General features: G+C 69.1%; 31 protein-coding genes. 15 read left to right on the forward strand and 16 right to left on the reverse strand.

From position 1 onward, the window contains the following. Positions 1 to 107 precede the first annotated feature (107 nt). From AC1Q9M_RS21255 to AC1Q9M_RS21265, 3 genes are read left to right on the forward strand one after another with little or no spacing between them, the layout of a single operon-like run. Positions 108 to 395, forward strand: coding sequence for a GNAT family N-acetyltransferase (locus AC1Q9M_RS21255; RefSeq protein ID WP_382322187.1), 288 nt, complete (start codon positions 108 to 110; stop codon positions 393 to 395). Then, a complete protein-coding gene (locus AC1Q9M_RS21260; RefSeq protein WP_382322188.1) occupies positions 382 to 726 on the forward strand; it encodes a GNAT family N-acetyltransferase in 345 nt (114 codons plus the stop codon). The genes AC1Q9M_RS21255 and AC1Q9M_RS21260 overlap by 14 nt, the downstream gene beginning before the upstream one ends. Before the next feature lie 9 nt (positions 727 to 735). Continuing rightward, positions 736 to 1413: a glutathione S-transferase gene (locus AC1Q9M_RS21265; RefSeq protein WP_492435628.1), complete on the forward strand. Its 678-nt coding sequence runs from the start codon at positions 736 to 738 to the stop codon at positions 1411 to 1413. Here AC1Q9M_RS21265 and AC1Q9M_RS21270 read toward each other — a convergent pair. From AC1Q9M_RS21270 to AC1Q9M_RS21280, 3 genes are read right to left on the reverse strand one after another with little or no spacing between them, the layout of a single operon-like run. Next, positions 1376 to 2059: a MarC family protein gene (locus AC1Q9M_RS21270; RefSeq protein ID WP_382322190.1), complete on the reverse strand. Its 684-nt coding sequence runs from the start codon at positions 2057 to 2059 to the stop codon at positions 1376 to 1378. The genes AC1Q9M_RS21265 and AC1Q9M_RS21270 overlap by 38 nt on opposite strands. A 13-nt stretch (positions 2060 to 2072) precedes the next feature. Next, a complete protein-coding gene (locus AC1Q9M_RS21275; RefSeq protein ID WP_444687633.1) occupies positions 2073 to 3602 on the reverse strand; it encodes a BCCT family transporter in 1530 nt (509 codons plus the stop codon). A gap of 13 nt (positions 3603 to 3615) precedes the next feature. Beyond that, positions 3616 to 4113, reverse strand: coding sequence for a MarR family winged helix-turn-helix transcriptional regulator (locus AC1Q9M_RS21280; protein WP_492435631.1), 498 nt, complete (start codon positions 4111 to 4113; stop codon positions 3616 to 3618). A gap of 95 nt (positions 4114 to 4208) precedes the next feature. Between AC1Q9M_RS21280 and AC1Q9M_RS21285 the strand changes: the two genes are divergently transcribed. The 3 genes from AC1Q9M_RS21285 to AC1Q9M_RS21295 all read left to right on the forward strand — a co-directional run bounded on the left by AC1Q9M_RS21285 (position 4209) and on the right by AC1Q9M_RS21295 (position 7668). Beyond that, entirely contained in the window at positions 4209 to 5183 is a 975-nt protein-coding gene (locus AC1Q9M_RS21285; protein WP_492435633.1) for a Bug family tripartite tricarboxylate transporter substrate binding protein, read from the forward strand. Between the two features lie 174 nt (positions 5184 to 5357). Next, a complete protein-coding gene (locus AC1Q9M_RS21290; protein WP_492435635.1) occupies positions 5358 to 6323 on the forward strand; it encodes a Bug family tripartite tricarboxylate transporter substrate binding protein in 966 nt (321 codons plus the stop codon). Between the two features lie 7 nt (positions 6324 to 6330). Further along, positions 6331 to 7668 (forward strand): sulfatase family protein, encoded by a 1338-nt coding sequence (locus AC1Q9M_RS21295; protein WP_382322194.1) that lies wholly within the window; start codon positions 6331 to 6333, stop codon positions 7666 to 7668. Here AC1Q9M_RS21295 and AC1Q9M_RS21300 read toward each other — a convergent pair. Continuing rightward, the gene (locus tag AC1Q9M_RS21300; protein ID WP_492435638.1) at positions 7638 to 8369 is read right to left on the reverse strand and encodes a hypothetical protein; all 732 of its coding nucleotides are present in this window, start codon (positions 8367 to 8369) and stop codon (positions 7638 to 7640) included. The genes AC1Q9M_RS21295 and AC1Q9M_RS21300 overlap by 31 nt on opposite strands. Positions 8370 to 8541: 172 nt before the next feature. On the opposite strand from AC1Q9M_RS21300, the gene AC1Q9M_RS21305 reads away from it, so the two are divergent. Further along, positions 8542 to 10227 (forward strand): SulP family inorganic anion transporter, encoded by a 1686-nt coding sequence (locus AC1Q9M_RS21305; RefSeq protein WP_492435640.1) that lies wholly within the window; start codon positions 8542 to 8544, stop codon positions 10225 to 10227. A gap of 16 nt (positions 10228 to 10243) precedes the next feature. On the opposite strand, the gene AC1Q9M_RS21310 is transcribed toward AC1Q9M_RS21305, so the two are convergent. Further along, positions 10244 to 10735, reverse strand: a complete 492-nt coding sequence (locus AC1Q9M_RS21310) for a DsrE family protein (protein WP_382322197.1) — start codon at positions 10733 to 10735, stop codon at positions 10244 to 10246. 165 nt (positions 10736 to 10900) lie between these two features. On the opposite strand from AC1Q9M_RS21310, the gene AC1Q9M_RS21315 reads away from it, so the two are divergent. Next, positions 10901 to 11374, forward strand: a complete 474-nt coding sequence (locus tag AC1Q9M_RS21315; protein ID WP_382153395.1) for an acyl-CoA thioesterase — start codon at positions 10901 to 10903, stop codon at positions 11372 to 11374. Between the two features lie 7 nt (positions 11375 to 11381). Here AC1Q9M_RS21315 and AC1Q9M_RS21320 read toward each other — a convergent pair whose 3' ends face one another. The 3 genes from AC1Q9M_RS21320 to AC1Q9M_RS21330 form a co-directional block, all read right to left on the reverse strand. Further along, positions 11382 to 12536 carry an ABC transporter substrate-binding protein gene (locus tag AC1Q9M_RS21320; protein ID WP_382322198.1) on the reverse strand — a complete coding sequence of 385 codons (1155 nt, stop codon included), beginning with the start codon at positions 12534 to 12536 and terminating at the stop codon, positions 11382 to 11384. Between the two features lie 178 nt (positions 12537 to 12714). Further along, positions 12715 to 14166, reverse strand: coding sequence for an alpha/beta hydrolase (locus AC1Q9M_RS21325; RefSeq protein ID WP_382325763.1), 1452 nt, complete (start codon positions 14164 to 14166; stop codon positions 12715 to 12717). Positions 14167 to 14339: 173 nt separating this feature from the next. Continuing rightward, on the reverse strand, positions 14340 to 16034 hold the full coding sequence (locus tag AC1Q9M_RS21330) for an FAD-dependent oxidoreductase (RefSeq protein WP_492435643.1): 1695 nt from the start codon (positions 16032 to 16034) through the stop codon (positions 14340 to 14342). 53 nt (positions 16035 to 16087) lie between these two features. Here AC1Q9M_RS21330 and AC1Q9M_RS21335 point away from each other — a divergent pair, with 53 nt between their 5' ends. Next, positions 16088 to 16612, forward strand: coding sequence for a MarR family winged helix-turn-helix transcriptional regulator (locus tag AC1Q9M_RS21335; RefSeq protein ID WP_492435645.1), 525 nt, complete (start codon positions 16088 to 16090; stop codon positions 16610 to 16612). Here AC1Q9M_RS21335 and AC1Q9M_RS21340 read toward each other — a convergent pair. Together AC1Q9M_RS21340 and AC1Q9M_RS21345 are read right to left on the reverse strand one after the other, a co-directional pair. Then, entirely contained in the window at positions 16584 to 17570 is a 987-nt protein-coding gene (locus AC1Q9M_RS21340; protein WP_444687640.1) for a Bug family tripartite tricarboxylate transporter substrate binding protein, read from the reverse strand. The genes AC1Q9M_RS21335 and AC1Q9M_RS21340 overlap by 29 nt on opposite strands. A 90-nt stretch (positions 17571 to 17660) precedes the next feature. Beyond that, positions 17661 to 18749: a tartrate dehydrogenase gene (locus tag AC1Q9M_RS21345; RefSeq protein WP_492435647.1), complete on the reverse strand. Its 1089-nt coding sequence runs from the start codon at positions 18747 to 18749 to the stop codon at positions 17661 to 17663. 112 nt (positions 18750 to 18861) lie between these two features. On the opposite strand from AC1Q9M_RS21345, the gene AC1Q9M_RS21350 reads away from it, so the two are divergent. The 4 genes from AC1Q9M_RS21350 to AC1Q9M_RS21365 all read left to right on the forward strand — a co-directional run bounded on the left by AC1Q9M_RS21350 (position 18862) and on the right by AC1Q9M_RS21365 (position 21069). Next, the gene (locus AC1Q9M_RS21350) at positions 18862 to 19788 is read left to right on the forward strand and encodes a LysR substrate-binding domain-containing protein (protein ID WP_492435649.1); all 927 of its coding nucleotides are present in this window, start codon (positions 18862 to 18864) and stop codon (positions 19786 to 19788) included. A gap of 123 nt (positions 19789 to 19911) precedes the next feature. After that, a complete protein-coding gene (locus AC1Q9M_RS21355) occupies positions 19912 to 20271 on the forward strand; it encodes a hypothetical protein (RefSeq protein ID WP_382153369.1) in 360 nt (119 codons plus the stop codon). Between the two features lie 109 nt (positions 20272 to 20380). After that, complete coding sequence (locus tag AC1Q9M_RS21360) at positions 20381 to 20653, forward strand: hypothetical protein (protein WP_291116867.1); 273 nt, start codon at positions 20381 to 20383, stop codon at positions 20651 to 20653. Then, positions 20650 to 21069, forward strand: coding sequence for a hypothetical protein (locus tag AC1Q9M_RS21365; RefSeq protein WP_492435651.1), 420 nt, complete (start codon positions 20650 to 20652; stop codon positions 21067 to 21069). Before AC1Q9M_RS21360 ends, AC1Q9M_RS21365 begins: the two co-directional genes overlap by 4 nt. Here the strand turns inward: AC1Q9M_RS21365 and AC1Q9M_RS21370 are convergent. Then, positions 21029 to 21433 carry a RidA family protein gene (locus AC1Q9M_RS21370; protein WP_492435653.1) on the reverse strand — a complete coding sequence of 135 codons (405 nt, stop codon included), beginning with the start codon at positions 21431 to 21433 and terminating at the stop codon, positions 21029 to 21031. The two genes, AC1Q9M_RS21365 and AC1Q9M_RS21370, sit on opposite strands and share 41 nt — an antisense overlap. 146 nt (positions 21434 to 21579) lie before the next feature. Here AC1Q9M_RS21370 and AC1Q9M_RS21375 point away from each other — a divergent pair, with 146 nt between their 5' ends. Together AC1Q9M_RS21375 and AC1Q9M_RS21380 are read left to right on the forward strand one after the other, a co-directional pair. Then, entirely contained in the window at positions 21580 to 22503 is a 924-nt protein-coding gene (locus tag AC1Q9M_RS21375; protein ID WP_492435655.1) for a LysR family transcriptional regulator, read from the forward strand. A 111-nt stretch (positions 22504 to 22614) separates the two neighbouring features. Further along, positions 22615 to 22962 carry a DUF1428 domain-containing protein gene (locus AC1Q9M_RS21380; RefSeq protein ID WP_382153358.1) on the forward strand — a complete coding sequence of 116 codons (348 nt, stop codon included), beginning with the start codon at positions 22615 to 22617 and terminating at the stop codon, positions 22960 to 22962. Positions 22963 to 22972: 10 nt separating this feature from the next. Here AC1Q9M_RS21380 and AC1Q9M_RS21385 read toward each other — a convergent pair whose 3' ends face one another. The 5 genes from AC1Q9M_RS21385 to AC1Q9M_RS21405 all read right to left on the reverse strand — a co-directional run bounded on the left by AC1Q9M_RS21385 (position 22973) and on the right by AC1Q9M_RS21405 (position 26584). Beyond that, complete coding sequence (locus AC1Q9M_RS21385; RefSeq protein ID WP_382322204.1) at positions 22973 to 23398, reverse strand: hypothetical protein; 426 nt, start codon at positions 23396 to 23398, stop codon at positions 22973 to 22975. Next, positions 23395 to 24090, reverse strand: a complete 696-nt coding sequence (locus AC1Q9M_RS21390) for a Bax inhibitor-1 family protein (RefSeq protein WP_444687647.1) — start codon at positions 24088 to 24090, stop codon at positions 23395 to 23397. The genes AC1Q9M_RS21385 and AC1Q9M_RS21390 overlap by 4 nt, the downstream gene beginning before the upstream one ends. Positions 24091 to 24144: 54 nt before the next feature. Then, positions 24145 to 24903, reverse strand: coding sequence for a TerC family protein (locus tag AC1Q9M_RS21395; protein ID WP_382153348.1), 759 nt, complete (start codon positions 24901 to 24903; stop codon positions 24145 to 24147). Positions 24904 to 24981: 78 nt separating this feature from the next. After that, positions 24982 to 25341, reverse strand: coding sequence for a hypothetical protein (locus tag AC1Q9M_RS21400; protein WP_492435658.1), 360 nt, complete (start codon positions 25339 to 25341; stop codon positions 24982 to 24984). Positions 25342 to 25381: 40 nt separating this feature from the next. After that, positions 25382 to 26584, reverse strand: a complete 1203-nt coding sequence (locus tag AC1Q9M_RS21405; RefSeq protein ID WP_492435660.1) for a Bcr/CflA family efflux MFS transporter — start codon at positions 26582 to 26584, stop codon at positions 25382 to 25384. Positions 26585 to 26633 lie beyond the last annotated feature (49 nt).

Genomic DNA, 26633 nt, shown 5'->3' on the forward strand with positions numbered 1-26633 from the left:
TTTTCGACCCACTCCGAGACGGCGGTGCGCCTGTCAGTGTCCGCCGACAGACAGGTGATTGGCACGGGTGATAGCCTGACGCCTGCAACCTTCACCGGAGAACCGCCATGGAACATGCCATCGAACACGAAGAAAGCGGCTCGCGCGGCGCCTTCCACGTCCTGCGCAGTGGCCAGCGCGTCGGCGAGATGACCTACAGCCGCACCAACCCTGCGCTGGTGGTCGTGGACCACACCTACGTGGACCCGAGCCTGCGCGGCCAGGGCGTGGCGCAGCACCTGCAGGACGCGATGGTGGCCTGGGCCCGCGAGACGGGCAACAAGGTCGTGCCCGTCTGTTCGTACGTGAAGGCCCAGTTCAGCCGCGACCCGTCGATCCGCGATGTGCTGGCCTGAGCCCGTTTCCTTTTTCTCAACCACCCTCCCCCATCCCATGGCACAACACACCATCCAGCACCAGGAACAGGATTCCAAAGGCGCCTTCTACGTCGAACAGGGCGCGCAACGCATCGCCGAGATGACCTACAGCCGCACCAACCCCACGCTGATCGTCATCGACCACACCGAGGTGGACGAAAGCCTCAAGGGCCAGGGCGTGGGCCGCCAGCTGCTCGACGCGCTGGTGGCCTGGGTGCGCTCGAACAACACCAAGGTGATCGCGCTGTGCCCGTTCGCGAAAGCGCAGTTCGACAAGGACCCGTCGATCCGCGACGTGCTGCGGGCCTGAGGGGCCGGGGTGGCCCCGCTGCTGTACAGCTACCGCCGCTGCCCGTACGCGATGCGCTCGCGCATGGCGCTGCTGGTGGCGGGCATCGAGTTCGACGCGCACGAGATCGTGCTGCGCGACAAACCCGCCGAGATGCTGGCCCTCTCGCCCAAGGGCACGGTGCCCGTGCTCGTGCTGCCCGGCGGCGAGGTGCTGGAGCAAAGCCTGGACATCATGCGCTGGGCGTTCTCGGCGCACGACCCGGCGGGCTGGTGGGCGCGCGCGCAGAGCCCGGCCCATCTGGAGCTGCTGTCCTTGTGCGACGGCGCCTTCAAGCACCACCTGGACCGCACCAAGTACCCCGAACGTTTCGACGGTGCCGACCCGGCGCGGCACCGCGCGCAGGCGGTGGACGCGCTGCTTCAACCCCTGGACGCCCGCCTGCAACAGAGCGCCCAGCTGGGCGGCGACCGCCCCTGCGCCACGGACCTCGCCATCTTTCCCTTCGTGCGCCAGTTCGCGGCGGTGGACCCGGCCTGGTTCGAGGACCGCTTGCCCCTGCCCGCGCTGAAAGCCTGGCTGGCCGGGTGGTTGTCGCACCCGCTGTTCACCGCCGCCATGGCGAAGCTGCCCAGTGGTCAGGTGACGAGATTCCCCGCCCCGCCGGCGCTCACGCCGCCACCAGCAAGCCCCGCAGCAATTCGCTGACCCCGTCCCACACGATCTGCACACCCAGGCAGAGCAGGATGAAGGCCGACAGCCGCAGGAAGATCACCGTGCCGGCTTCGCCCAGGGGTTTGAGCAGGCGGTCGGCATAACGGAACGCCAGGTAGAGCAGCACGCCGATGACGAACAGCGCCAGCACACCGCCGCCCATGCGGGCCAGCGAGAGCGCGAAGCGCTGGTCGTGCAGGGCCACGCCCACGGTGATGGCCGCCGCGATGGAGCCCGGGCCGCAGCTGATGGGAAAGGTGAGCGGGTAGAACGCCTGCCGGCGCGCCTGCTCGGGCGTGAACGCCTCGGCCAGTTCGGCTCGGCTGTCCTGGGTGGCGTGGCCGGCGTTGAGCAGGCGCCAGGCCGAGGCCGCCACGATGAGCCCGCCGCCCACGCGCACGATGGGCAGGGAGATGCCGAAGAAGTCGAGCACGTAGGAGCCCACCAGCATGGAGCCGATCATGAGCGCGAACATGTTGCGCGCGATGCGCCGCGCCAGCAGCGCGCGCGTGGACGGCGAGGCCCCTTCGGTGAGGCCGAGGAAGATGGGCGCGGTGGCCGCCGGGTTCAGGATCGGCAGGATGGCGGCGAACACGAAGAGAAAGCTCTTCCCGAACGCCAGCAGAAGTTCGAGGGTCATGCGCCCGATTGTCTCAAGGCGCGCGCGGCGGCTCCACCAGGTCGCGCATGCGCCGGCGCAGCGCGCGCTCGCGCCGCTGCTCTTCGTCCCAGTCGTCGCGCACGCCGCGCCACAGGGCGATGGCCATCAGCACGATCACCACGGTGAAAGGCAGGGCGAACACGATGGTGGCGGTCTGCACGGCCTTGAGGCCGCCGGCCAGCAGCAGGCTGATGGCAATGCCCGAGATCAGCAGGCCCCAGGCGATCTTCACGCGCGCGCCGGGGTTCTCCTCTCCACCGGTGCTCATCATGCCCAGCACCAGCGTGGCCGAGTCGCCCGAGGTGACGAAGAACAGCAGCACGAGCACGGTGGCCACGCCGGACATCAGCGCGGTCATGGGCAGCGCCTTGAACATCGCGAACAGCGCGGTGGAGACGTCGGCGCGCACCGCGTCGGCCACGGGCACGCCCTGCATGATCTCGAGATGCAGCGCGGTGCCGCCGAACACCGAGAACCAGACGAAGGCCGCCAGGCTGGGCGCGAGCATGGTGCCCAGGACGAACTCGCGGATCGTGCGGCCGCGCGAGACGCGCGCGATGAACAGGCCCACGAAGGGCGACCAGCTCACCCACCAGGCCCAGTAGAAGATGGTCCAGCCGCCCACCCAGGTGCTGTCGCGAAACGGTGTCATGCGCAGGCTCATGCGCACCAGCTCGCTGACGTAGCTGCCCAGCGTGGAAGTGAAGGCGTCGATGATGACCACCGTGGGGCCGACCACGAACACCACCAGTGCCAGCAGGGCGGCAAGCACCAGGTTGATGTTGGAGAGCCACTTGATGCCCTTGGTGACGCCGCTGACGGCCGAGGCCAGGAACAACACGGTGGTCACCACGATGATGCCGACCTGCTGGGCTTCGCCCACCGGCAGGCCCAGCAGCGCGTGCAGGCCGCTGTTGATCTGCAGCGCGCCCATGCCGAGCGAAGCCGCCACGCCGAAGGCGGTGGCGATCACCGCGAGCACGTTGACCACCGGCCCGAGCCGCTGCAGCGGCGCCCAGGGCAGCGCCTGCACCGCCGTGCTCACCAGCGCGGTGCCGCCCTTGCGGAACTGGAAGAAGGCGATCGACAGCGCGACGATGCTGTAGACCGCCCAGGGGTGCAGGCCCCAGTGGAAGAAGCTGTAGCGCATGGCCGCGTTGGCGGCTTCCGGCGTGCGCGCCGCGATGCCGGGCGGCGGTGTGCCGTAGTGCGAGATCGGCTCGGCCACGCCCCAGAACACCAGGCCAATGCCCATGCCGGCCGCGAACAGCATGGCGAACCAGCTGCCGATGGAGAACTCGGGCTCATCGTCCTCGCCACCGAGCTTGAGATCGCCATAGCGGCTGAACGCCAGCACCAGCGCGAACACCACCAGGCCCAGCACCACCCACAGGTAGAGCCAGCCGAAGTCGCGCGTGATGACCGCCAGCGCACCCTGGAACAGCACGTCCAGGGAATCGGGGGCGATGACGCCCCACAGAACGATGGCCAGGATCACGCCGGCCGAAACGATGAGTTGCATGAAAGGGTCCTCCTCAATCTCCACCGTCCTGCGGTGTCGGGGTCTCGGGCCGGGCCGCCACCATGCGGCCGGCCTGGGCCTGCAGGGCATCCACCATGGCGTCGAGCTGTTCGAGCTGAGGGCCATCGAGGTCGGCCACCAGCTCGCGGTTGATCGCCGCCACGCGCGGGTAGATCTCACCATACAGCCGTCGGCCCTCGTCGGTCAGGAAAACGTGCACCTCGCGCCGGTCCGACGGGCGAGGCTGGCGCACCACGAGTTTCTTGGTCACCAGCGTGCTCAGGGTGCGCGAGGTGCGCGCGCGGTCGAGCATGGCGTGTTCGGCCAGCTGGGACGAGAGCGCGCCCTCGCGCTCGGCCAGGAAGGACAGGATGCGCCACTCGCGCCGCGTGATGCCGAATTCGCTCTCGCACATGTGCACCACCAGCCGCCCGGCGGTGGTGTGGATGCGGTAGAGCCGGTACAGCAGCAGGTCGGCCTGCCGCTGCGGCGCCGTGATTCGGTTGCTCATCAGGGAAAACACCCGCAATGATTGATTTCTGCAATTGATTGTCGCTGCATAGGATGCTGGGTTGCTCGGGAAATTTCCCCCTCTGGAGACCCACCATGATCCCCCGCCGACGGCTGCTGTTGTCCCTCACCGCCGCGCTTGCCGCGTCCACCGCCCTGCCGGCCCACGCCCAGGCCCAGGCCCTCGAAGGCCCCCTGCGCGTGGTGGTGCCTTACGCGCCGGGTGGTTCGTCCGATCGCGTGGCGCGCCTGGTGGCCGACAAGCTCGGGCCCAAGCTGGGCCTGACCGTGGTGGTGGAGAACCGCACCGGCGGCGGTGGGCGCATCGCGGCCCAGCAGCTCAAGGCCACGCCGGCCCACCAGAACGTGCTGCTGCTGGCCAACCCGGCGCTGATGCTGGTCGCGCCGCTGGTGTTCAAGGACGCGGGCTACGACCCCGACAAGGATTTCCAGCCGGTGTCGCAGGCCAGCAGCTACGAGTTCGCGGTGGCGGTGGGCGCGGGTGTGCCGGTGCGCGAACTCAACCACCTGCTGGCCTGGCTGCGCGCCAACCCCGAGCAGGCCAACTTCGGCGTGCCGGCCACTGGCAGCCTGCCCCACTTCTTCGGCCTCATGGTGGGCGAGAAGGCGGGCGTGAAGGCCCAGGTGGTGGGCTACCGGGGCTCCGGCCCGCTGCTGGCCGACCTGATGGGCGGCCAGGTGCCGGTGGCCTTCGACACCTTCGACACCCTGCTGCCGCAGCACGAGGCCGGCAAGATCCGCATCCTCGCCGTCTCCAGCGCCAAGCGCTCGCCCTTCGCGCCCGCCATCCCCACCTTCAAGGAAGCCGGGCTGGACCTCGGCGCCGACGGCTGGAACACCTTCTTCGCCCCCGCCAGCATGCCCGCGGCCCGCGCGGCGCAGTTCGGCCAGGCGATCCGCGAGGTCATGCAGGACCCCGAGACCGTGCGCCGCTTCAACGACGCGCGCCTGGGCCCGGTGGCCAGCACGCCCGAGCAGACGCGCCGCATGCTCGCGGCCTACCGCGCTCAATGGGCCCCCGTGGTGCAGAAGTCCGGGTATCAGCCGTGAACACCCCCCTGCGCCGCTGCGCGGCTTCCCCCCTCCGTGGCGCGCCTTCGGCGCTTCGAGGGGGGACGGCATCTCGGGCCGGCGGAGCCGGACCCTTGGTGCCCCTGGTGGGCATTGTTTCGCTTCAAACGGCTCGGTGAGAAACCAAGTTCTTTTTTCCTTTTATCTGTCTCCATGAAGATCACCGCCTTCCGCCTCGCCCTCACCCTGCTCGCGGCCACCGCCGTTCCCTTCGCTGCCGCCCAGGACGGCTACCCGAACAAGCCGGTGCGCTTCGTCAACAACTTCCCCGCCGGCGGCCCCTCGGACCTGCTCGCGCGCTCGGTCGCCGCCGTGCTGCAGGAGACGCTCAAGCAGCCCTTCGTGGTGGAGAACAAGGCCGGTGTGGCCGGCAACATCGGCGCGGCCGACGTGGCGCGCGCGCCGGCCGACGGTTACGCCGTGCTGTTCGGCATCGACACCACCTTCACCGTCAACCCCCACCTCTACGGCAACATGCCGTTCAAGCGCGGCGACCTCAAGCCCCTGGTGGTGATGGCCTCTTCCGGCCTGCTGGTGGGCGTGAACCCGGCCACCGGCATCAAGAACCTGGCCGGCATGGTCGAGATGGCCAAGACCAAGGGGCTGAATTTCAGTTCGGCCGGCAGCGGCAGCCCGGGCCACCTCGCGGTGGAGGTCATCAAGGAAGCCACGCGGGCGAAGATCACCCACGTGCCCTACCGCGGCAACACGCCGGCCGTCACCGCCGTGCTCTCGGGCGAGGTCGACGGGGGCGTGCTCGCCACGCCCGGCATGCTGCCGCACGTGCAGACCGGCAAGATCACCGCGCTGGCCGTCACCAGCCGCCAGCGCTCCCGCCTGGCGCCCGAGCTGCCCACGGTGGCCGAAGCCGGCCTCAAGAGCCTGGAGCAGGAGGTGCTCTACACCGTGATGGTGCCCGCCGCCACCCCCGACGCGGTGGCGCAGACGCTGCAGAAGGGCATCGTGGACGCGCTCAAGCGGCCCGACGTGCAGGCCCGCATGACCCACCTGGACCTGTTCTTCGAAGGCCTGACCGGCGCGCAGGCCAGCCAGCGCCTGGACGCGCTGTACAACCGCTACGGCCCGATCGTCAAAGCCACCGGCATGAAGGTGGAGTGAGCACACCATGACCTCAACGCAGCAACGCCCCAACCTCATCTACATCGTCTGCGACGACCTCGGCTACGCCGACCTCGGCTGCTACGGCGGGCGCGAGGCCGACTTCGGCGCCGTCTCGCCGCACATCGACCGCCTGGCCGCCGGCGGCGTGAAATTCACCCAGGGCTACGCCAACTCGCCGGTGTGCTCGCCCACGCGCTTCGCGCTCATCACCATGCGCTACCAGTACCGGCTGCGCGGCGCGATGGAAGAGCCCATCAACAGCCGCAGCAAGGGCAGCACCACGCTGGGCCTGCCGCCCGAGGTGCCCACCTTGCCGTCGCTGCTGAAGAAGGCCGGTTACCACACCGCCCTCATCGGCAAATGGCACCTGGGCTACCCGCCCTCGTTCGGCCCGCGCCGCTCGGGCTACGACGAGTTCTTCGGCATCATGGCCGGCGGCGTGGATTACTTCACCCACTGCTCGTCCAGCGGCGAACACGACCTCTACATCGACGAGCAGGAGCACCACGAGGTGGGGTACCTCACCGACGTGCTGTCGCAGCGCGCGGTGGACCACGTGCGCCAGCGCGCGGCCGACGCGAAAGCCGGCAAGCCCTTCCTGCTCAGCCTGCACTACACCGCGCCGCACTGGCCCTGGGAAACGCGCGACGACGCGCACGTGGCCTCGGACGTGGCGAAGAACCTGTTCCACCTGCACGGCGGCGACGTGCAGACCTACCGCCGCATGATCCACCACATGGACGAGGGCATCGGCCGCCTCATGGCCGCGCTGCGCGAAGAGGGGCTGGAAGAGAACACCCTGATCGTCTTCACCAGCGACAACGGCGGCGAGCGTTTCTCGGACAACTGGCCGCTGGTGGGCGGCAAGATGGACCTGACCGAAGGCGGCATCCGCGTGCCCTGGATCGCGCACTGGCCCGCTGCCATTCCGGCCGGCACGGTGAGCACCCAGCACTGCATGACCATGGACTGGTCGGCCACCCTGCTCGCAGCCGGCGGCGGCCAGGCCGACCCGGACTGGCCCCTGGATGGCGTGAGCCTGCTCCAGGTGCTGCGCGACCCCGCGCAGCGCTTCGAGCGCCCGCTCTACTGGCGCATGAACCACCGGGGCCAGCGCGCGCTGCGCGAGGGCGACTGGAAATACCTGCAGGTGGATGGCCACGAGTACCTGTTCAACATCGGCAAGGACGAGCGCGAGCGCGCCAACCTCGCCGCGCGCGAGCCCGAGCGGCTGGCGCGCATGCGCGAACAGTGGGTGGCCTGGGACGCCAGCGTGCCGCCCATCCCGGTGGATGCGACGGTGAGCCTGGGTTATTCGGCCAAGGACATGCCGCAGCGTTGAGCCGCCGGCAGCAAGCGCTCTTCGGACGGGCCGAACAGGTCCAGCTGCCAGCTCGCCTCATTGGCAATCCGGATCAGCACGTCGTGAATGCAGGGATACACCTCCTCGGGCAGCAGGCGCTGGAGCCGGGCGATGCGCTGCACGCAGCCCCGCAGCTGCTCGCCATCCATGGGGCCGAGTTTCAGCTCGGCGACGTCCACCACCTCGATGCGGTCCAGCGGGCCCACGGCCGGGTCGCGGCACAGACCCTGGAACTCCACCTTGAAGCCGTGGGACAGCCACGATTCGCCCCTTGCCTGCTCTTTCAGGTGCGCCAACACGGCCTGGAACCGGACGATGGTGTCTTCAGGGGTCCCATCCGCGCCCCCTCGATCCGAGCGCCAGAGTTCGGCCAGGACCGCCGAGCTGTCACGCGCCCCGGGCCACTGAGGCCCCAGGTGCGCGACCGACGGGGGAAGCGCCGCCCGCCTGCCCGTCAGGAACCGGACGATCTCGGGCCACGCGCCCTCCGCCATGCGGCCTTCTTCGTGGTGCCGGATCACCGCCGCCAGGAAACCCCGGAGGTGGTCGTTGGCGGCGAGGACTTCGGCCTGTTGCGCGGGCAGGCCCGCGAGGCGCTGTTTCCATCCGCCGGCAGGATCGGCATCCGCCTCCGCATGTGCGAGGGCATGGTGAAAGAGCTGGAAGATGCTTGACAACATGGCGCGAATCCTTGGTGCGAGGCGACAGAAACGCCCACAGAATGAGCCACTCTCGCCTCGCGGTTGGCGCTGTGGGTCCGCCTGGGCGGAATCAGGAACGAATCAAGCGATCGCGCGCACGAACCGCCTGGGCCCCGCGGGCAGGCCACGGTCGATTCAGTAGGATCGGGGCATGTCACGTTTCCACCGCCTGTTCCCCTTCCTCCGCTGGCCGCGCCCCGACGCCGCCCTCCTGCGCGGCGAGGCCCTGGCCGGCCTCACGGTCGGCCTCATGGTGATCCCGCAGGGGGTGGCCTACGCCGCGCTGGCCGGCATGCCGCTGGTCACCGGCATCTACGCCTCGCTGCTGCCGGCGCTGATCGCGGTGCTGTTCAGCGCCTCGCCGCGCCTCTCGGTCGGGCCCACCGCGCTCACCTGCCTGCTGGTGGGCGCCTCGCTCAGCGGGTTGGCCGAACCTGGCAGCGCGCAATGGGTGGCGCTGGCGGTGTGGCTCGCCCTGCTCACCGGCCTGCTGCAGATCGCGCTGGGCTTCGCGCGCTTCGGCTGGCTGCTCAACCTCGTGAACTCACCCGTGCTCATGGCCTTCACGCAGGCCGCGGCGGTGCTCATCATCGCCTCGCAACTGCCGGCCCTGCTCGGTTTCGCGGGCTGGGACACGCTGTTCACCCAGCCCCACGTGCACTGGCCTTCGCTGGCCTTCGGTGTGGCCAGCTTCGCGCTGCTGGTGCTGGCGCGCCGCTGGCGGCCGGGCTTTCCGACCGTGCTCACCGTGGTGGTGGCGAGCGCGGCCATCAGCTACGCCGTGGGCTTCGAGGCGCTGGGCGGCGCGGTCATCGGCTCGCTGCCGCAGGGCCTGCCCGCCGCCTACTGGCCCGGCTGGCCGGGTTGGGCCACGCTCGGCCAGCTGGTGGTGCCCACGCTGGTGATCACGCTGGTGAGCTTTCTGGAAACCGCGTCCAGCGCCAAGGTGGACAACGGACAGCGCGGCCAGCGCTGGGACCAGGACCAGGACCTGATCGGCCAAGGCCTGGCCAAGCTGGCCTCGGGCCTGAGCGGTGCGTTCCCCACCAGCTCCTCGTTCTCGCGCTCGGCGCTCAACCTGTACGCGGGCGCCAAGACCGGCTGGGCCACCATCTTCTCGGTGATCGTGGTGCTGATCACTCTGCTGCTGTTCATCCCGCTGTTGCACCACGTGCCGCTGGCGGTGCTGGCCGCCATCGTGCTGGTGGCGGTGATGGGCCTGATCAAGCCGCGCGCCTTCAGCCAGCTGTGGAAGCTCTCGCGCGTGGAAACGGTGATCGCCGGCATCACCTTCGCGGTGACGGTGCTGGCCGCGCCACGCCTGTACTGGGGCGTGCTGGCGGGCGTGCTCATGGCGCTGTCGCACTTCCTCTACCTGCGGCTGCACCCGCGCATCATCGAGGTGGGCCTGCACCCCGACGGCAGCCTGCGTGACCGCCACCTCTGGAAACTGCCGCCGCTGGCGCCGCGTCTGTATGCGCTGCGCATGGACGCCGCGCTGGACTTCGCCACCGCCAACGGCTTCGAGCGCGCGGTGTCCGAACACATCGCGGCCCACCCCGACACCCGCCACGTGATGCTGATCGCGCACCCGATCAACTGGATCGATGCCACCGGCGCCGAAGCCTTCGGCCGCCTGCGCGAACAGCTCGACGACCAGCGCATCGAACTGCACCTGGTCGGCATCAAGCTGCCGGTGGAGAACGTGCTGCGCCTGGCCGGGCACCTGGAAACGGGCCCGCGCCTGCACCTCTACCGCACCGAGGCCGACGGCCTGCGCGCGGCCGATGCGCTCACCGAGGCGGCGCCCACCGTGCAGGGCGCCGCCCCGGCCTGAGCCGGCCGTCCGTGGCTTACTGCAGTTCGATCGTCTGCTTCACGAGCTCCTCGCGCGTGAGGCGCGGGAAGCTCTCGGCGTACATGTAGCTGTAGCCCTCGTTCTGCCACTTGGCCAGGTCGATCACGGCGGCCGGCACGACGGTGATCACGTCGTAGAACTCGTCGGGCTTGTAACCGCGCGAACGCGCCGCGTTGCTGCACACGCGGATCGTCACGCCCGCGTCCTTCAGCGCCTTGAGCTCCTCGTACATGTCGGGGTAGGCCGCGCGGTTGAGGCGCGAGAAGGCGTGCAGCTCGTTGCCGTGCGCCACGATCACGATGTGCGATTTCGCCGGGTCGCCGTATTCCTTGATCGCGCGCAGGTGGTTCTTGATGTAACCGAACGCTGCCTTGCCCTCGAGCGGCTTGGCGAAGTTGAAGTCGTACAGCGCTTTCTGAGGGGCGTAACGCGTGCCGTCAAAAGGCGACGGGTCTTGAGGGCCGGCCCAGGCGGCGGTGCTCAGCAAGGCGGCGAGCGCCAGCGGGACAAGACGGGTGTTGATGATGGTCTCCTGTGGTGGGGGAGCCCGAGGTTAGCTTGAAAATCCGGATATTCGAAACAGCTTCTTTAATGCCTGCAGAATCACCCGCCTGCGCCCCGCTCTTGCGCCAACCGACCCACGGACCGATTCATGGAACTGCCCCGACACCAACTCAGCATGACGGTGCTGATGACCCCCGACACCGCCAACTTCTCGGGCAAGGTGCACGGCGGCACCGTGCTCAAGCTGCTCGACCAGGTGGCCTTCGCCTGCGCCAGCCGCTACGCGGCGTCCTACGTGGTCACGCTCAGCGTGGACCAGGTGATGTTCCGCCAGCCGATCCAGGTGGGGGAACTGCTCACCTTCCTCGCGGCCGTGAACCACACCGGCACCTCGTCGATGGAAGTCGGCATCAAGGTGATCGCGGAGAACATCCGCACCCAGGCGCAGCGGCACGTGAACAGCTGCTTCTTCACCATGATCGCGGTGGACGACCACGGCAAGCCCCAGGCCGTGCCGCCGCTCGAACCCGGCACGCCCGACGAGCACCGCCGGCACGCGGCGGCCACGCTGCGCAAGACCATGCGCCAGGAAATGGAACAGCGCTACGCGGCGATCCGCTGAGAAGGCCTCAGGTCCGCACTTTGCCGTCGCCGGTGAGCATCGACAGCTCCGCGAAGCTGGACGCCACGTGGTCGTTCGGGCCCAGCGAGACCTGGAAGCCGCCGAAGGATTGTTCGCCGATGGCCTCCATGCCGTTGATGAAGCTGTCGCGCGTGACCCGCGAACCCGCGCGGCGCAGGCCTTCGCTGAACAGCTTCGCCGCGAGAAAGCCCTCCATGCTGGAGAAATTGGGCTGCACCTTGTTGCCGCCCTTGCCGATGGCCTCGATGAACTCGCGCGTGATCGGGCGCGACGCGCTGTACGGCGTGGGCACCACCTGCGAGACCACCACGCCCGCGCCGTCCTTGCCGAGCTCGTCGGCCAGGGCCTGCGTGCCGACGAAGGACACGTTGTAGAAGGTGCCGCCGTAACCGGCCGCGCGCGCGGCACGGATGTAGGCCGCGCACGACTTGTAGGCGCTGATCTGCACCACCGCGTCGGGCTTGGCCGCATTGATGGTGGCCACGGCCTGCGCCACATCCACCGAGTTGCGCTCCACCGTGGCCGTGGCCACGGGCTTGAGGTTGCGCGCCGTCAGCGCGAGCACCGTGCCATCGAGGCCGGCCTTGCCGTAGGCGTCGTTCTGGTGGAACACCGCCACCTTGTTCAGGCCGAGGTTGGTGAGCTGGCGCACGATCAGCGCGGTCTCGTCGTTGTACGAGGCGCGCAGGTGGAAGGCGAGCCGGTTGAACGGCTGGCGCAGGCCCATGGCCCCCGTGAAGGGCGCGATGAACGGGGTCTGCGCCTTGGTCGCCAGCGGCAGCGCGGCCAGGCTGGTGGGCGTGCCGATGTAGCCGAACAGCGCGAACACCTCGCTGGCCAGCAGCTTCTGGGTGTTTTCGGCGCAGCGGTCCGGCTCGTAGCCGTCGTCGAGCTGCACGATCTCGATGCGCTGGCCGCTCACGCCGCCCTGGCCGTTGAGCTGGTCGAAAAACAGCTTGGCCCCGGCGTGGAACTGGATGCCCAGCTGCGCCGCCGCGCCCGTGAACGCGGCCGACTGGCCAAGCACGATGCGGTTGCCCGACTGCGCGCGCAACGCGGGCGCGCCCAACACGGCGGCACCGGCCACGAGGCCATTGAATTGGCGGCGCGAAAGGCCGGGCATGGGCGGGGAGGACTGCATGTGGGGCTCCGTTTATAGGTATCGAACGGGGGCGTCACACCAGGCGCGACCCCACGTTCCATCCTATCGAGTACCCCTCCCGCGTATGCCTTCACCGGGCGCTCGGATTCAACCGCTCATCGATTCCGGCGCCCCAGCCTCGGTTGCGTTGCCGCACCGAAGCTGGGGACACCCTCCCTCAGGGCGGGCAGACGCCGGGCAGCGCGCCCAGGATGGCGGGGCGGAACAAGGACGCGGCGGAGCCGGCATCGTCCGGCCCGATGGTGTTGTCGGTGAACGTGCAGCCGTAGGTGGGGGCGGCCACGGTGGCCGGGGTGCTCACGTCGTCACCGGCTGGCGGCGGCCCGCCCTCGGCCCAGGCCACCATGTCCGAAAACGCCCGCACCTGCTCGGCCACGGTGAAATCGCAATGGCTCGCGCCCCGGATCGCACGCTGCACCAGCAGATTCCCGTTGCCCTTGGCCACCGCGCGTTGCCGGTAGATCTGCTGCATGCTGAAAGGCACGAACAGATCGCCCAGCGTGTGGATGGACACCACCGGCACTTTGAAGTCGCCGTGGATCGCCGGGATCCAGCGCAGGCCGTCGCGGCGAAGCCGGTTCGCGTCGGGCGCGGCCGTCAGCTTCTGCACCGAGGCGTTCAGGGCGGTGGAGTTCGGCACGTCGCCGTCGATCATGTAGGTGTAGGCGTTGGTGTCCAGCACGTTCTTGTTCAGGATGCCGTTGACCGTGCCATCGCTGCCAAAGACGCCGTAGGCCGACTGGAAGCTGCGGCCGAACGCCACCCCCTGATCGAACAGCGGGCGATCGCCGCCGGTGAGGTTCTCCACCACCGACAGGTACCTCACGCCCAGCGGGTTGCTCGGCACGATGTTGGCATTGTTGTAGGTGGTGAACAGGGCGGTGGTGACCAGGCCCTGGATCTCCGACCACTTGTTGGTGGGGTAACTCGGCACGCCCGCGATCGCCTGGGCCGCGACCTGCATGCCCGCGAAGCGGTTGAAGAGCTCGGCATCGCCCATCACGCCGCACATGGGCGCGGCGCCGTTATAGCGCACCTTGTTCTTCGCCGTGGCGTAGGTCTCTTCTTCGATCGCGGCCCCGGTGACGTGCCCGCCCATGGAATGGCCCGTGATGTACAGCTTCGTGGGCGCCGGCAGCGGGCGGCCTCGGGCCGCCGCAATCTGGTTGAAGGCGAGCGCGAGCGCGTTGGTGTCCTCCACGCCCGCGCGCACGTCGTACGAGTTCTTCGAGTAGCTCGACGCGGCCCAGGCGTAACCGTTCTCGATCAGGTAGCGCCGGATCGTGGGCGCCGTGACGTTGAGCGACGGCACTTCACCCACATAACCGTGCGCGTACATCACCAGCTTGCCGTTCCAGGTCGCCGGCACCTCGATCTGGTAGGACGCGCCATTGAGCACGCCGGCCCATCGGTCCGTGCCGACCGCCACGCCGGCCATGACGGCAAAGGTGGTGGCGCCCGGCGCGGCCGGTGTGTAGACCTTGCTGTCCTGAGCGCGGGCCTCTTCCGGAACCACCGGCGGAGGCGGCGCGGGCTCGTTGCCACCGCCTCCTCCACCACACGCCGCGAGCCATGCCGTGCCCGCCAAAACCGCCAAACGAAGTCTGATAGGTGTTTTCAAGCTTGTCTCCTGTCGTTGTTGGGAACCGATGCCTGCCCGCGCATGGCTGAGCAGGGAGTCGGTTATGCGACTGGAGATCGCCCGAACCCATAGTGAATACCCGGTGCCAGTCGCCCAGGCGACGCGGGCCCCACCACCGGTCGGGCACCGCTTGCCAAGGCTCAGGTGCGTGCCACACGCGCCCAGAGGGCGGCGGCGTTCTCGGGCACGTCCGCGCCGCGCCAGGCAATCACCTGATCGGGCCGCACCAGCAGCAGGCCTTCGTCCAGCAGGTCGCCCGCCTCTTCCGCTTTCAGCAGCAGCACGGCCACGTCCAGCCTCGCCGCGCGGCCCGCCTCGGCCAGGCGCGTGGCCTCGGCCCCTGCGTGGGCCGGCGCCAGCACCGTCCACTCGAAGCCCAGCAGGTCGTACAGCGAACGCTCGCCCTCCAGCCAGCGGTGCGGCAGGCGCCCGCCCGGCTGGGTGGACGGGTGGTAGGCGTTGGCCTGGTCGGGCGGCACCCGGGCCGGGTCGCCGAACACGGTGGGCGAGGCATCCACGCGCTCGCCGAATGTGACGCCCGGGATGTTGAACTCGCGCCGCACGTGCGCGCCCAGCACCTCGCTGGCCTGCGCGCGCAGGGCGTCGCCCGTGGCGCCCTCGGCCTCCAGCTCGGGCGTCACCTCGAACAGGCCCACCGAATCGGCGAACTCGCGCGCATAGGCCGTGTTGCGCAGACCGATGGGGCGGCGCTCCTGCTCATAGCTGTCCAGCAGGGAGGCGTCCGCCTGCCCCTTCACCACCGCCGCGAGCTTCCAGCCCAGGTTCACCGCATCGCCCACCGCCGTGTTGTAGCCCAGGCCCCCGGTGGGCGTGAACAGGTGGGCCGCGTCGCCGGCGATGAACACGCGCCCGCGCTGGTAACGCTCGGCGACCAGCGAATGGCCCGCGATCCACACGCCGGTGGACAGCACCTCGAAGTCGATGTCCATGCCGCTGGCCTCGGCGAAGATGCGGCGCGCGTCGGCGTGTGTCCAGTCCTCCGGTGTCTCGTGCGGGTGCACGGCGGCGTGGAAGGCGAACTCGCCGCGCCCGTCCACCGAGGCCATGAACACGCGCCGCTCGTGGTTCACCGAGACGTACATCCAGGCGATGTCGTGCGGAAACCGCTCGTAGAACGCCGGCGCACGCAGGTAGATCGCGAACATCTTGCCGCCCATGAACTGGCGCTGCAGGCCGGTGGCGCCGCCCATCTCGATGCCCAGCGCGCCGCGCACAGCGCTGCGCGCGCCGTCGGCCCCCACCAGGTAACGCGCCCGCACCGTGACCGCCGGGCCGCCTGCGGCAGGCGCCACCGGCGCCACCACCTCGTCGCCGGTGTCGTCGAAGGACTGCAGCCGCCAGCCAAAACCGATGCGCCGGCCGGTGCGCTGCTCGGCATGCTCGCGCAGCACGGCTTCCACGTACTTCTGCGACACGCGGTGCGGCAGCTCGGCCGCGCTCCACGAACCGGCCAGGGACTTGATCTGCTCGGTGGCCTGCGCGGCGGTGGGCAGGCGCAGGCGCGCCAGCTCGTGCCGCGCGAACCGGGTGAAGTAGGCGATGTCGGTCGGGTGGTCGCCGGGCAGGCCCAGCGCGCGGATCTGCCGCGCGATGCCGATGCGGCGGAAGTGCTCCATGGTGCGCGCCTGCGTGGCGTTGGCCTGCGGGTTGAAGGCCGTGGTGGCCTTGGGGTCCACCACCAGGCACGGTACATTGCGCAAGCCCAGTTCGTTGGCCAGCATCAGCCCGCAAGGGCCCGCGCCCGCGATCAGCACGTCCACCCGCAGCTCGCCCCCTTCGGCCTGCGCCTGCTCCAGCGTCGAGAATTCCGCCACACCCGTCTCCATCGTCGATTTAATTAGGCAACCTAAGCAAATCCATTGTACGCATGAAAACCGAAACCCCTCAACCCCGGCGCCGCGCGCCCGATGCCTGGCGCCTGGGCAACGCGGGCCGTGTGCTGGGCAACGCCGTCACGCGCTTCGAGTCGCGCGTGCTCGAACTCATGGCCGCCGCCGGCCATGCCGACACCCGGCTCTCGCACGTGAACCTGACGCGCCACCTCGACCTGGAAGGCACGCGCATCACCGAGCTGGCGCGCCGCGCCCGCATGACCAACGCCGCCATGACCGAGCTGATCGACCAGTGCGAAGGCCTGGGCCTGGTGCAGCGCGAGGCGGACCCGACCGACAAGCGCGCTCGCATGGTGAAATTCACCGAGGCGGGCCGCGAATGGCTCAAGGCCTTCGGCCTGGCGGTGAAGAAGGCCGAGCGCGAGATGCTGAAAGACATCGGCCCCGAAGCGGCGGAGGTGCTGCTGCGGGGCCTGGCGCGTTACGCGGGCACGGTGGAGTCGATCCGCGTGGTGGACGAAGGCGCTTTGCTCAGTCGATCACCACGTTCGCGTCCTTGACGAGCTTGCCGAACTTCTCGGTTTCGGCCTTGATGGTCTGCGCCATCTGCTCCGGGCTGTCGCCGATCGGGTCGGCGCCGATGTCGGCCATGCGCTGGCGGAACTCGGGCGACTTGATGATCTTCACCATCTCGCTGCTCAGGCGCGCCTGGATGTCCTTGGGCGTGGCCACCGGGGCGAGCACCCCGAACCAGGTGCCGATGTTGAAGCCCTTGAGCCCCGCTTCGTCCAGCGTCGGCACGTCGGGCAGCGCGGGCGAGCGCGTGGCAGTGGTGACGGCCAGCGGGCGCAGCTTGCCGGCCTTGATGTGCGGCAGCACCGGCGTGATGGTGTCGAACGACAGCAGGATCTGACCACCCAGCAGATCGGTCGCCAGCGGGCCGCTGCCCTTGTAGGCGATGTGCGTGAGCCTGGCGCCGGTGTTGTTCTGGAACTGCGTGCCGATCAGGTGCTGGGCCGTGCCGTTGCCGTTGGAGCCGTAGTTCGCCCGGGCCGGCTCGGCCTTGAGCAGGGCCACGAGTTCGTTCACGTTCTTCGCCGGCGTGGCGGCGTTGACCACCAGCACGTTGGGCACCATGGCAATCGTGGTGAGCGGCGCCAGGTCTTTCTGGAAGTCGTAGGGCAATTTCTTGTAGACGCTGGTCGCGATGGTGTGGTGCACCGCGCCCACCAGCAGCGTGTAGCCATCGGGCTTGGCCTTGGCCACGAAGTCCGCGCCGATGGTGGCGCCCGCGCCCGGCTTGCTCTCGATCACCACCGGCTGCCCCAGGCTCTGCTGCAGCCGCTCGCCCAGCGCGCGGGCCAGCACGTCGGTGGTGCCCCCGGCCGGGAACGGCACGATGAGCGTGATGGGCCGGTTCGGCCAGGCCTGGGCCATGGCGCCGGTGACCGTCATGGCGGCGGCCAGGGCCGCCCCCTGAAGGACGAGGCGGCGCGGGATGGGTCGGGCGTTCTGCATGTCTGTCTCCTGTTGCACGGTGTGCGTGTGAACCGCCGGACGAACCGTCCGGTCGTGGGCGCGGGATTGCGCCGGGAACCATCAAGGAATTCAGGCGGCCTTGCGCTGCAGGCTCGCGGTGAGCAGCTCGCACACGGCCTGCGTGACCTGCGCGGTGGTGGCCTTGCCGCCCAGGTCGCCGGTGTGCAGCGCGGGGTTGGCCGTGACCTGCTCGATGGCCCGCATGAGGCGTTGCGCCGCATCGAACTCGCCCAGGTGTTCGAGCAGCATCACGCAGCTCCAGAAGGTGCCGACCGGGTTGGCCAGGCCCTTGCCCATGATGTCGAAGGCCGAACCGTGGATGGGCTCGAACATCGAGGGGTAGCGGTGCTCGGGGTCGATGTTGCCGGTGGGCGCGATGCCCAGGCTGCCCGCGAGCGCGGCGGCCAGGTCGCTCAGGATGTCGGCGTGCAGGTTGGTGGCGACGATGGTGTCCAGCGTGGCGGGGTGGTTCACCATGCGGGCCGTGGCGGCGTCCACCAGTTCCTTGTCCCAGGTCACATCCGGGAACTCCTTCGCGATCTGCACCGCGATCTCGTCCCACATCACCATGGCGTGGCGCTGGGCGTTGCTCTTGGTGATCACGGTCAGTTGCTTGCGGGGGCGCGACTGCGCCAGCTTGAACGCGAAACGCATGATGCGCTCCACCCCCGCGCGGGTCATCATGCTCACGTCGGTGGCGGCCTCGATCGGATGGCCCTGGTGCACGCGGCCACCCACGCCGGCGTATTCGCCTTCGGAGTTTTCGCGCACGATCACCCAGTTCAGGTCCTCGGCCTTGCAGCGCTTGAGCGGTGCGTCGATGCCCGGCAGGATGCGCGTGGGGCGCACGTTGGCGTACTGGTCGAAGCCCTGGCAGATCTTCAGGCGCAGGCCCCAGAGGGTGATGTGGTCGGGGATGTGCGGATCGCCCGCCGAGCCGAACAGGATCGCGTCCTTGCCGCGCAGCGCGTCCAGGCCATCGGCCGGCATCATCTCGCCGTGCTGGCGGTAGTAGTCGCCACCCCAGTCGAAGTCCTCGAACTGGAAACGGAAGGCGTGGCTGGTGGCGGCCAGCGCCTCCAGCACCTGCTGGCCGGCGGGCACGACTTCCTTGCCGATGCCGTCTCCGGGAATGGTCGCGATCGCGTAGGTCTTCATAACGGTCTCTCTGATGGGGTGGGTCGATGGGTGGACTGTAGGGATTCGACGGTTTTCCGAAACACCGCTAAAGTGAATCCATCGTTAACCTGGATTCAACAGTGAGACCGCCATGAGTTCCGCCATCCAGCCCGCCGACCTGGGCTTCTTCTCGGTGCTCGCCAGCGCCGGCAGCCTGAGCGCGGCCGCGCGCGAGCTCGGCATCACCACCCCGGCGGTGAGCAAGCACCTGGCGCTGATGGAGTCGCGCGTGGGCGTGGCCCTGCTCAACCGCACCACGCGGCGCATGAGCCTCACGCACGAGGGCGAGGTGTATCTGCAGCACGCGCGCCGCATCCTCGGCGAGATCGACGACATGGAGGAGCTGCTCGGCGTCTCGCGCTCCACGCCCACCGGCCTGCTGCGCGTCAACGCCACGCTGGGCTTTGGCCGCAGCCACGTTGCGCCACTCATCTCGCGCTTCGTGCGCAAGCACCCGCAGGTGGAGGTGCAGCTGCAGCTCTCGGTGAACCCGCCGCCGCTCACCGACGACGCCTTCGACGTCTGCATCCGCTTCGGCGCGCCACCCGACTCGCGCATGATCGCGCGCCAGATCGCGCCCAACCGGCGCCTGCTCTGCGCCTCGCCCGCCTACCTGGCCCGACACGGCGTGCCCAAGGTGCCGCACGACCTCACCCGACACAACTGCATCGGCATCCGCCAGGGCGAGGAAGCGTATGGCGTGTGGCGCCTCTCCAGCGGGCGCGGCAAGACGGTGAGCACCGAGGCGGTGAAGACCCGCGGCAACCTCACCACCAACGACGGCGAGATCGCCGTCAACTGGGCGCTGGACGGCCACGGCATCCTGATGCGCGCCGAATGGGACATCGAGCGCTACCTGCGCAACGGGCGGCTGGTGCAGGTGCTGCCGCAATACTTCACGCCCGACGCCTCCATCCACGCCGTCTACCCGCAGCGCCATCAGCTGGCCGCGCGCGTGCGGGCCTTCGTGGATTTCGTGGCGCTGGCCTTCACACAGCAGGCCGCGGTGAGCAAGTAGGCGAAGAGGCGCGCGGCAAGTTCCTGGGCCGACCCGATGCGGCGTCTCCCCCATGTGTGCATCGGCTTGCGGGCCGGCGCGCATAGACTGGCTTCACCTCCATCCAACGGGAAGGACCACACCATGGTGGCCAACGCGAACGCCGACGACATTCCCCCTGAACTGGTGCGGGCCATCCAACAGACGCAGGTCGAGCGCGAGCGCGTGCGCCAGGCGCACCCCGAACTTTTCGCCGCGGTGTCGGGTGCCATGTTTCGCCGCGACCCCGTCGAGATCAACTACCACTTCAACACCGACGAGTACGACGCGGAAGCGGGCACGGTCATCCCGAGGCTGCGGGACTGCCAGTCCGCCCAGGAGGTGGCCACCGTGCTGCACGAGGAGTTCGTGCGCTGGTTCGGCGCGGAGACGGCCGGGCCGCGCGAGCGCTATCTCGAGCTGTCGCAAGACATCTGGGCGCTGTGGACGGCGCCCGCGACCTGACCGGCTGCACGGCAGCCAGGGTATCCAGCGGACGGCATTGCCTATATTCTTCGTCAGGGCCCGGCCGCGCCGCCGCCCGCCTTCCCCCTCAACGAAGCAGGAGACCCACATGATCGACAAGGCTCAGGCCGACATGGCCAAAACGCTCTGGGAACAATCCAAGGCGGCCGCCCAGCAGGCCCACGAAGCCTGGTGGATGGTGCTGAAATCCCAGAAGGCGCTGCTGGACTCCATGCGCGGGGTGGGCATGCCGTTCGAGGTGGCGGCGGACCAGTTCGAGAAGCTGATGCAGTTCCATGCCGAGCAGCACAAGGCCGCGCTGGACTACATGGACAAGATGTCCGTCGACTACGGGCGGGCCGTCGCCAAACAGAAGAAGTGACGCGGCCCGCCCTGCGGGCAACGTTCATCTCCGTCCTGACCCTGCTGCTGCTTGGCGGTGGGTGGCCCGCCCAGGCGGCGGAGCATCCCACCGACCTGCGCCAGTTCCTGGAGCGGCGCGAGGAATGCGACCACTGGCGCGGTGAAGCGGGCTACGACAAGGCGCGGCAGGCCGACATCGACCGCGGCGTGTGCCGCACCTGCACGGGCACGGACGCCGAACTCGCGCGGCTCAGGAAAAAGTACCGGGCCAACCCCGGCGTGATGGACGTGCTGGATGAGCTGGAGGACCGGATCGAAGGGCCCGACAAGGCCACCGCGACACGCTTCTGCCGCCGCATCCAGCCACAGAAACAGCCGCAGAGCGACCGGCCGTTCAGCCCCCCTGGCCCTGCGGCAACCGGGCGATCACCTTGATCTCGAACTGGAAACCGTAGAGCCAGGTCACGCCGACGCCGGTCAGCGTGGGATGCGGCGCTTCGCCCCAGTATTCGGGCACGATGCCCCAGACTTTCTCGAAGTTCGCTTCGGGATCCACCAGGAAAACGGTCACGTCCACCACGTCGTCGAAGGAGCAGCCGGCGGCCTTCAGGATGGCGTTCAGGTTGTCGAACGCGCGGCGGACCTGCGCGTCCAGTTCGGGCTCGGGTGATCCGTCTTCCCGGCTGCCGACCTGCCCCGAAACGAACAGGAAGCCGTTGGAGCGGATCGCCGGTGAATAGCGGTTTCTCTCGTAGAGCGCCTGCCGCCCGGCGGGAAAGACAACGTCGCGTGTGGCCATGGGTGGAATTCCTTCTTGAATGGGTCGAAGCGACCCGTTGATGCGATGAAGGGACTTTAGGGACGTCGGCCACGCAGATAAACAGGCCAGGCCAACAATCACTGTTTGCACAATCCAAACAATCTTTGAACCGTCAAGGAGCCTCGATGGACCGTTTCGATGCGATGCAGGCGTTCGCGCGGGTGGTGGAGACGGGCAGCTTCACCAAGGCCGCCGAGACGCTGCGCATGAGCAAAACCAGCGTGACGCAGCTGGTGCAGCAACTGGAAGCCCGCCTGCGCGTGAAGCTGCTCAACCGCACCACGCGCAAGGTCAACGTGACGGCCGATGGCGCGGCGTACCACGAACGCGTGGTGCGGTTGCTGGCGGACATGGACGACGCCGAAACGAGCCTGTCCAGCGCGTCGGCCTTGCCCAGGGGCCGCTTGCGGGTGGACGTGCCCAGCCCGCTGGCCCGCACGATCCTGGTGCCGGCGCTGCCTGCCTTCCACGCGCGCTACCCCGACATCCAGCTCGACATGGGCGTGAGCGACCGCGTGGTGGACCTGATCGACGAGAACGTGGACTGCGTGGTGCGCGGCGGCGAGCTCAGGGACCAGTCGCTGATGGCCCGCCGCGTGGGCGATCTGCCGTTGGGCGTGTACGCCGCGCCGGGCTACCTGGCGCTGGCGGGCACGCCCGAGCACCCGAGGGAGCTGGACGGCACGCACCACCGCATCGTGGGTTTCATCTGGGCCCGCACCGGCAAGGCCGTGCCCTACGCCATGCACCGGGACACCGAACGCGTCGAGGTGCAGGGCCGCCACGTGCTCTCGGTCGACGACGGCAATGCCTACCTCGCCGCCGGCATCGCCGGCCTGGGCATTCTCTGGCTGCCGCACTACATGGCGCGCGAGCCGCTGGCGCGCGGCGAACTGGTGCCCCTTTTCGACGGCTGGCGGCTCGACCCGATGCCGCTGTACGTGGCATATCCGCCGAACCGGCACGTCAGCGCCAAGCTGCGGGTGTTCATCGACTGGATCGTCGACCTGATGGCCGAGCACGCGCCGGTCGGCGCACCCCAAAAATAGGGCGCTGACAGACGGTAGGACTGTCGATCTCCCCGGGCCTGATTCGTCGTAAGGTCAGGTGAGGCGTTTGGGCGCCCACCTTCCCTTGTCCCCTACCCCAGGAGATTCAGCATGAAATACATCGATGGATTCGTGGCCGCCGTGCCCAGCAACAAGCAGAAGGAGTACCTCGAACACGCCCGCCTGGCGGCCGTGGTCTTCAAGGAGTTCGGCGCGCTGAACGTTGTGGAGACCTGGGGCGACGACGTGCCCGACGGCAAGCTGACCTCGTTCCCCATGGCCGTGCAGCGCAAGCCGGACGAAACCGTGGTCTTCTCCTGGATCACCTGGCCCTCGCGCGCCCAGCGCGACGAGGGCATGAAGAAGTTCATGGAAGACCCGCGCGTGAAGGACATGAAGATGCCCTTCGACGGCCAGCGCATGATCTACGGCGGCTTCGAGGTGATCCTCAACGCCTGATCGCCAGCGCTCAGGCACCTGCCGCGCAGTGCCGCGGCAGGAAGTCCACCAGCCACTTCATCTGCGCGGCGTCGTGCGCATCCACGCCATCGAGCACCAGCACGCCCTGCGCGTCGCCGGTGGGCGCCACGCGCACCGCGTGGCTGCCGGTGTTGGCGTCCTTCTCCACCACGGCCACGGAGCGCCGCAGCGCCACCTGCACCGGTTCGCGGTCGCGCAGGAAGCGCCTGGCCTGGGCCTGCAGCACGCAGCCCGGCAGCAGCTCGTAGTGCCAGTGGTGGTCGAGCTGGCGCCGGTGGCCCAGGTGGTGCATGGCACCCAGGGCCTTGTCCAGCTTCATGTCGTGGCTGAGATGGAGCGCGCCGTCCTCGCTGGGGTAACCGTCGGCGCAGGCCGCCAGCAGCGCGGCCTGCGCCAGCAGCAGCGCCCGCCTCACTCCTCGCGGCCGCCGGCGATGCCCAGCAGGGCCAGCAGGCTCTGGAAGATGTTGAACAGGCTCAGGTACACGCCCAGGGTGGCGGTGATGTAGTTGGTCTCCTCGCCGTCGCGCACGCGCTTGAGGTCGTACAGGATGAAGGCCGAGAAGATGCCGATGGCCAGCACGGAGAGCGTGATCATGAGCGCGCCGGACTGGATGAACACGTTGGCGATGCCGGCCACGAGCAGCATGATCATGCCGATGAACAGGAACTTGCCCATGTTGCCCAGGTCGCGCTTGATGACGGTGGACAGCGTGGCCATGCCGAGGAAGATCACGCCGGTGCCGGTGAAGGCGGTCATGATCAGGCCCGCGCCGTTGGCCAGGCCGAGCACCGAGCCGATCAGGCGCGAGAGCATCAGGCCCATGAAGAAGGTGAAGGCCAGCAGCACGGGCACGCCGGCGGCGGAGTTCTTGGTCTTCTCGATCGCGTACATGAAGGCGAAGGCGCCGCCCAGGAAGACGGCGATGCCGAGGAAGCCGGTGAGCGGCGCGGTGATGCCGGTGGTCACGCCGATCCAGGCGCCCAGCACGGTGGGGATCATGGAGAGCGCGAGCAGCCAGTAGGTGTTGCGCAGCACGCGGTTGCGTTCAACGGCAACGGCCTGGCCGGCGGCGGCGGGGGAAGAGAGGTCGAGATGCGGGTTCATGGGGGTCCTTGAGAAAAGCAATGGAAGGGTGAGTGAGAGAAAAAGAAGTGGTGGTCAGGTGCCCTGGCGCGCGGCCAGGGCCTGCCGCTTGGCGCGGGCGCGGATGTTGAGCGCCTCGACCGCGAGCGAGAAGGCCATGGCGGCGTAGATGTAGCCCTTGGGCACTTCGCGGTCGAAGGCTTCGGCGGTGAGCGCCATGCCAACCATGACCAGGAAAGCCAGGGCCAGCACCTTGACGGAGGGGTGGGCGTCCACGAAATTGCCGATCGGCCGGGCCGCCACCAGCATCACGCCGACCGACACGACCACGGCGGCCACCATCACGCTGATCTGGTCGACCATGCCCACGGCGGTGATGACCGAGTCGAGCGAGAACACGATGTCGATGATGGCAATCTGGCCGATGATTCCCCAGAACAACTTGCTGCCGGCGGCCTTGAGCTCGGCGCTGTCGGTCGCGGCCGGGCCGTGCTGCTCGCGCGCCTCGACCTCGACGAAGATTTCGTGCGAGGCCTTGTAGAGCAGGAACAGACCGCCCAGCAGCAGCACGATGTCGCGCCCGCTGATGCCCTGGCCGACCACGGTGAACAGGTCGGCCGTGAGGCCCATGACCCAGCTCAGGGTGAACAGCAGCGCCAGCCGCGAGAGCATGGCAAAGCCCAGGCCGAGGCGGCGGGCCTTGTCGCGCAGGTGCGGCGGCAGCCGGCCCACGAGGATCGAGATGAAGATGATGTTGTCGATGCCGAGCACGATCTCGAGCGCGGTGAGCATCGCGAACGCGATCCAGACATTGGGGTCGGTGAGCAGTTCCATGGAACGGGCGCCAGCGGCCTGGCGAAAAAGGGGACACCTGGGCGCCGGAGCGGCCTCAGGGCCGCGCGGCGGAAACGGTCAGGCGAGGGCGAGCAGGCCGCGCGGCGGTCGCTGGAGCCCGTCGAGCACGGGCGGCGTGAGGTCTTGCGCCGGGGGCGGCGACGGTGTGCGCAGGTGTTCGCCCGGGCCGGAGGTGGCGATGGGCGCGTCCAGGCACTCGGGCAGGTCGGCCTGGGCATCGGCCAGGCCGTGCTCGGGCCAAGGGTCGGCGCTCAGGCCGTCGTCGGGCGTCGGCTGGGCGGCAGCGACCGCCTCGATCACCAGGCTCTGCGCGTGGCTGGCCTGAACGGCCTCCACCCCATGGGAAGGCCCGAATGCCCACGCACCCACACTCAGGAAGAGGTGCAGGGCGAAGACGGCGGCAAGCCAAGGGCGCATGGTCGGGCCAGTATACCGGCGCCCCTGTTCGGGCGTGTGATCAGCCGGCCGCCGGGCGGGCGGCCTGGCCGCGCTGCAGCAGCGCCATGGCCACGGCGGCGCAGGCCGAGAGCGCGAGCATCAGCCAGCCCAGGTTCACCGCGCCGTCGTGCGGCACCAGACCCACCACGAAACCGCCCACCGCGCCCATGAGCTGCTGCATCAGGCCGGCCACGGCGGCGGCCGCGCCCGCCAGCGCCGGCAGCAGGCCCACGGTGCCGATGAGGGTGGGCGGCACCAGCAGGCCGTGCCCCATGCCCAGCAGCAGCAGGGGCAGCGAGAGGGCCAGCGGCGTGTCCACCCCGGCCAGCGCGAGCGCGAGCATGAGGCCGATGCCCAGCAGCGAGCTGCCCTGCCCCAGGCGCATCACGGTGCGTTCGCCGATGCGGTGCACGAGATGCGTGGTGAGGTAGTTGCCGACGATGTAGGCCAGCGGCACCAGCATGATGTGGTACCCGATGCCCGCCGGGCCCACGCCGTAGCTGCCGAGCACGATGGGCGCGCCCGCGAGGAAGGCGTAGAAGGTGGCGGTGGTCATGGAGAGCAGGGCCACGTAGAGCAGGAAGCCTGGGGCTCGCGCGAGCTGCGCGTAGGACGAGGCCATGTCGCGCAGCCAGTGCGTCTGCTGCGGTTCGGCTGGGGCGGTGTGGTCGGGCAGGCCGCGCCAGGCGGCGATGAACAGCACGAGGGACAGCCCGGTCAGCAGCACGAAGTTGGCCTGCCAGCCCAGGCGCACATGCAGCTGCCCACCGATGATGGTGGCCAGCGGCGGGACCAGGCCCATGGCCATGCCGATGTAGGCCATGACGCGGGTGCGCTCGGGGCCGTCGAACAGGTCCTGCACCATGGCGCGACCCACCACCATGCCGGCGGCACAGCCCGCGCCCTGCAGCACGCGCGCGGCGGTGAGCATGAGCAGATCGCCCGCGAGCGCGGCCAGCAGCGAGCCGAGACCGCCCAGCGCGATGCCGAGCAGCAGGATCTTCTTGCGCCCGAGGCGGTCGGACAGCGGGCCATACAGCAGTTGCAGGCCGCCATAGGCCACCACGTAACCGCTGAAGGTGAGCTGCACCGCTGCCTGGCTCGAGCCGAAGATCGCGCCCCACTCCTGCATCGAGGGGATGCAGATGGTCATGGCCAGCAGACCGAAGGCGAGCTGGGCGACGAGGTTGGTGATCAGGGGGCCGTGGCGGGGGGCGGTCATGCGTCTGGGTCTTGGCGGGGCAACCGGGCATGGTGCCATAAAGCTTCTC

This window comes from Hydrogenophaga sp. GW823-FHT04C09, from assembly GCF_058796355.1.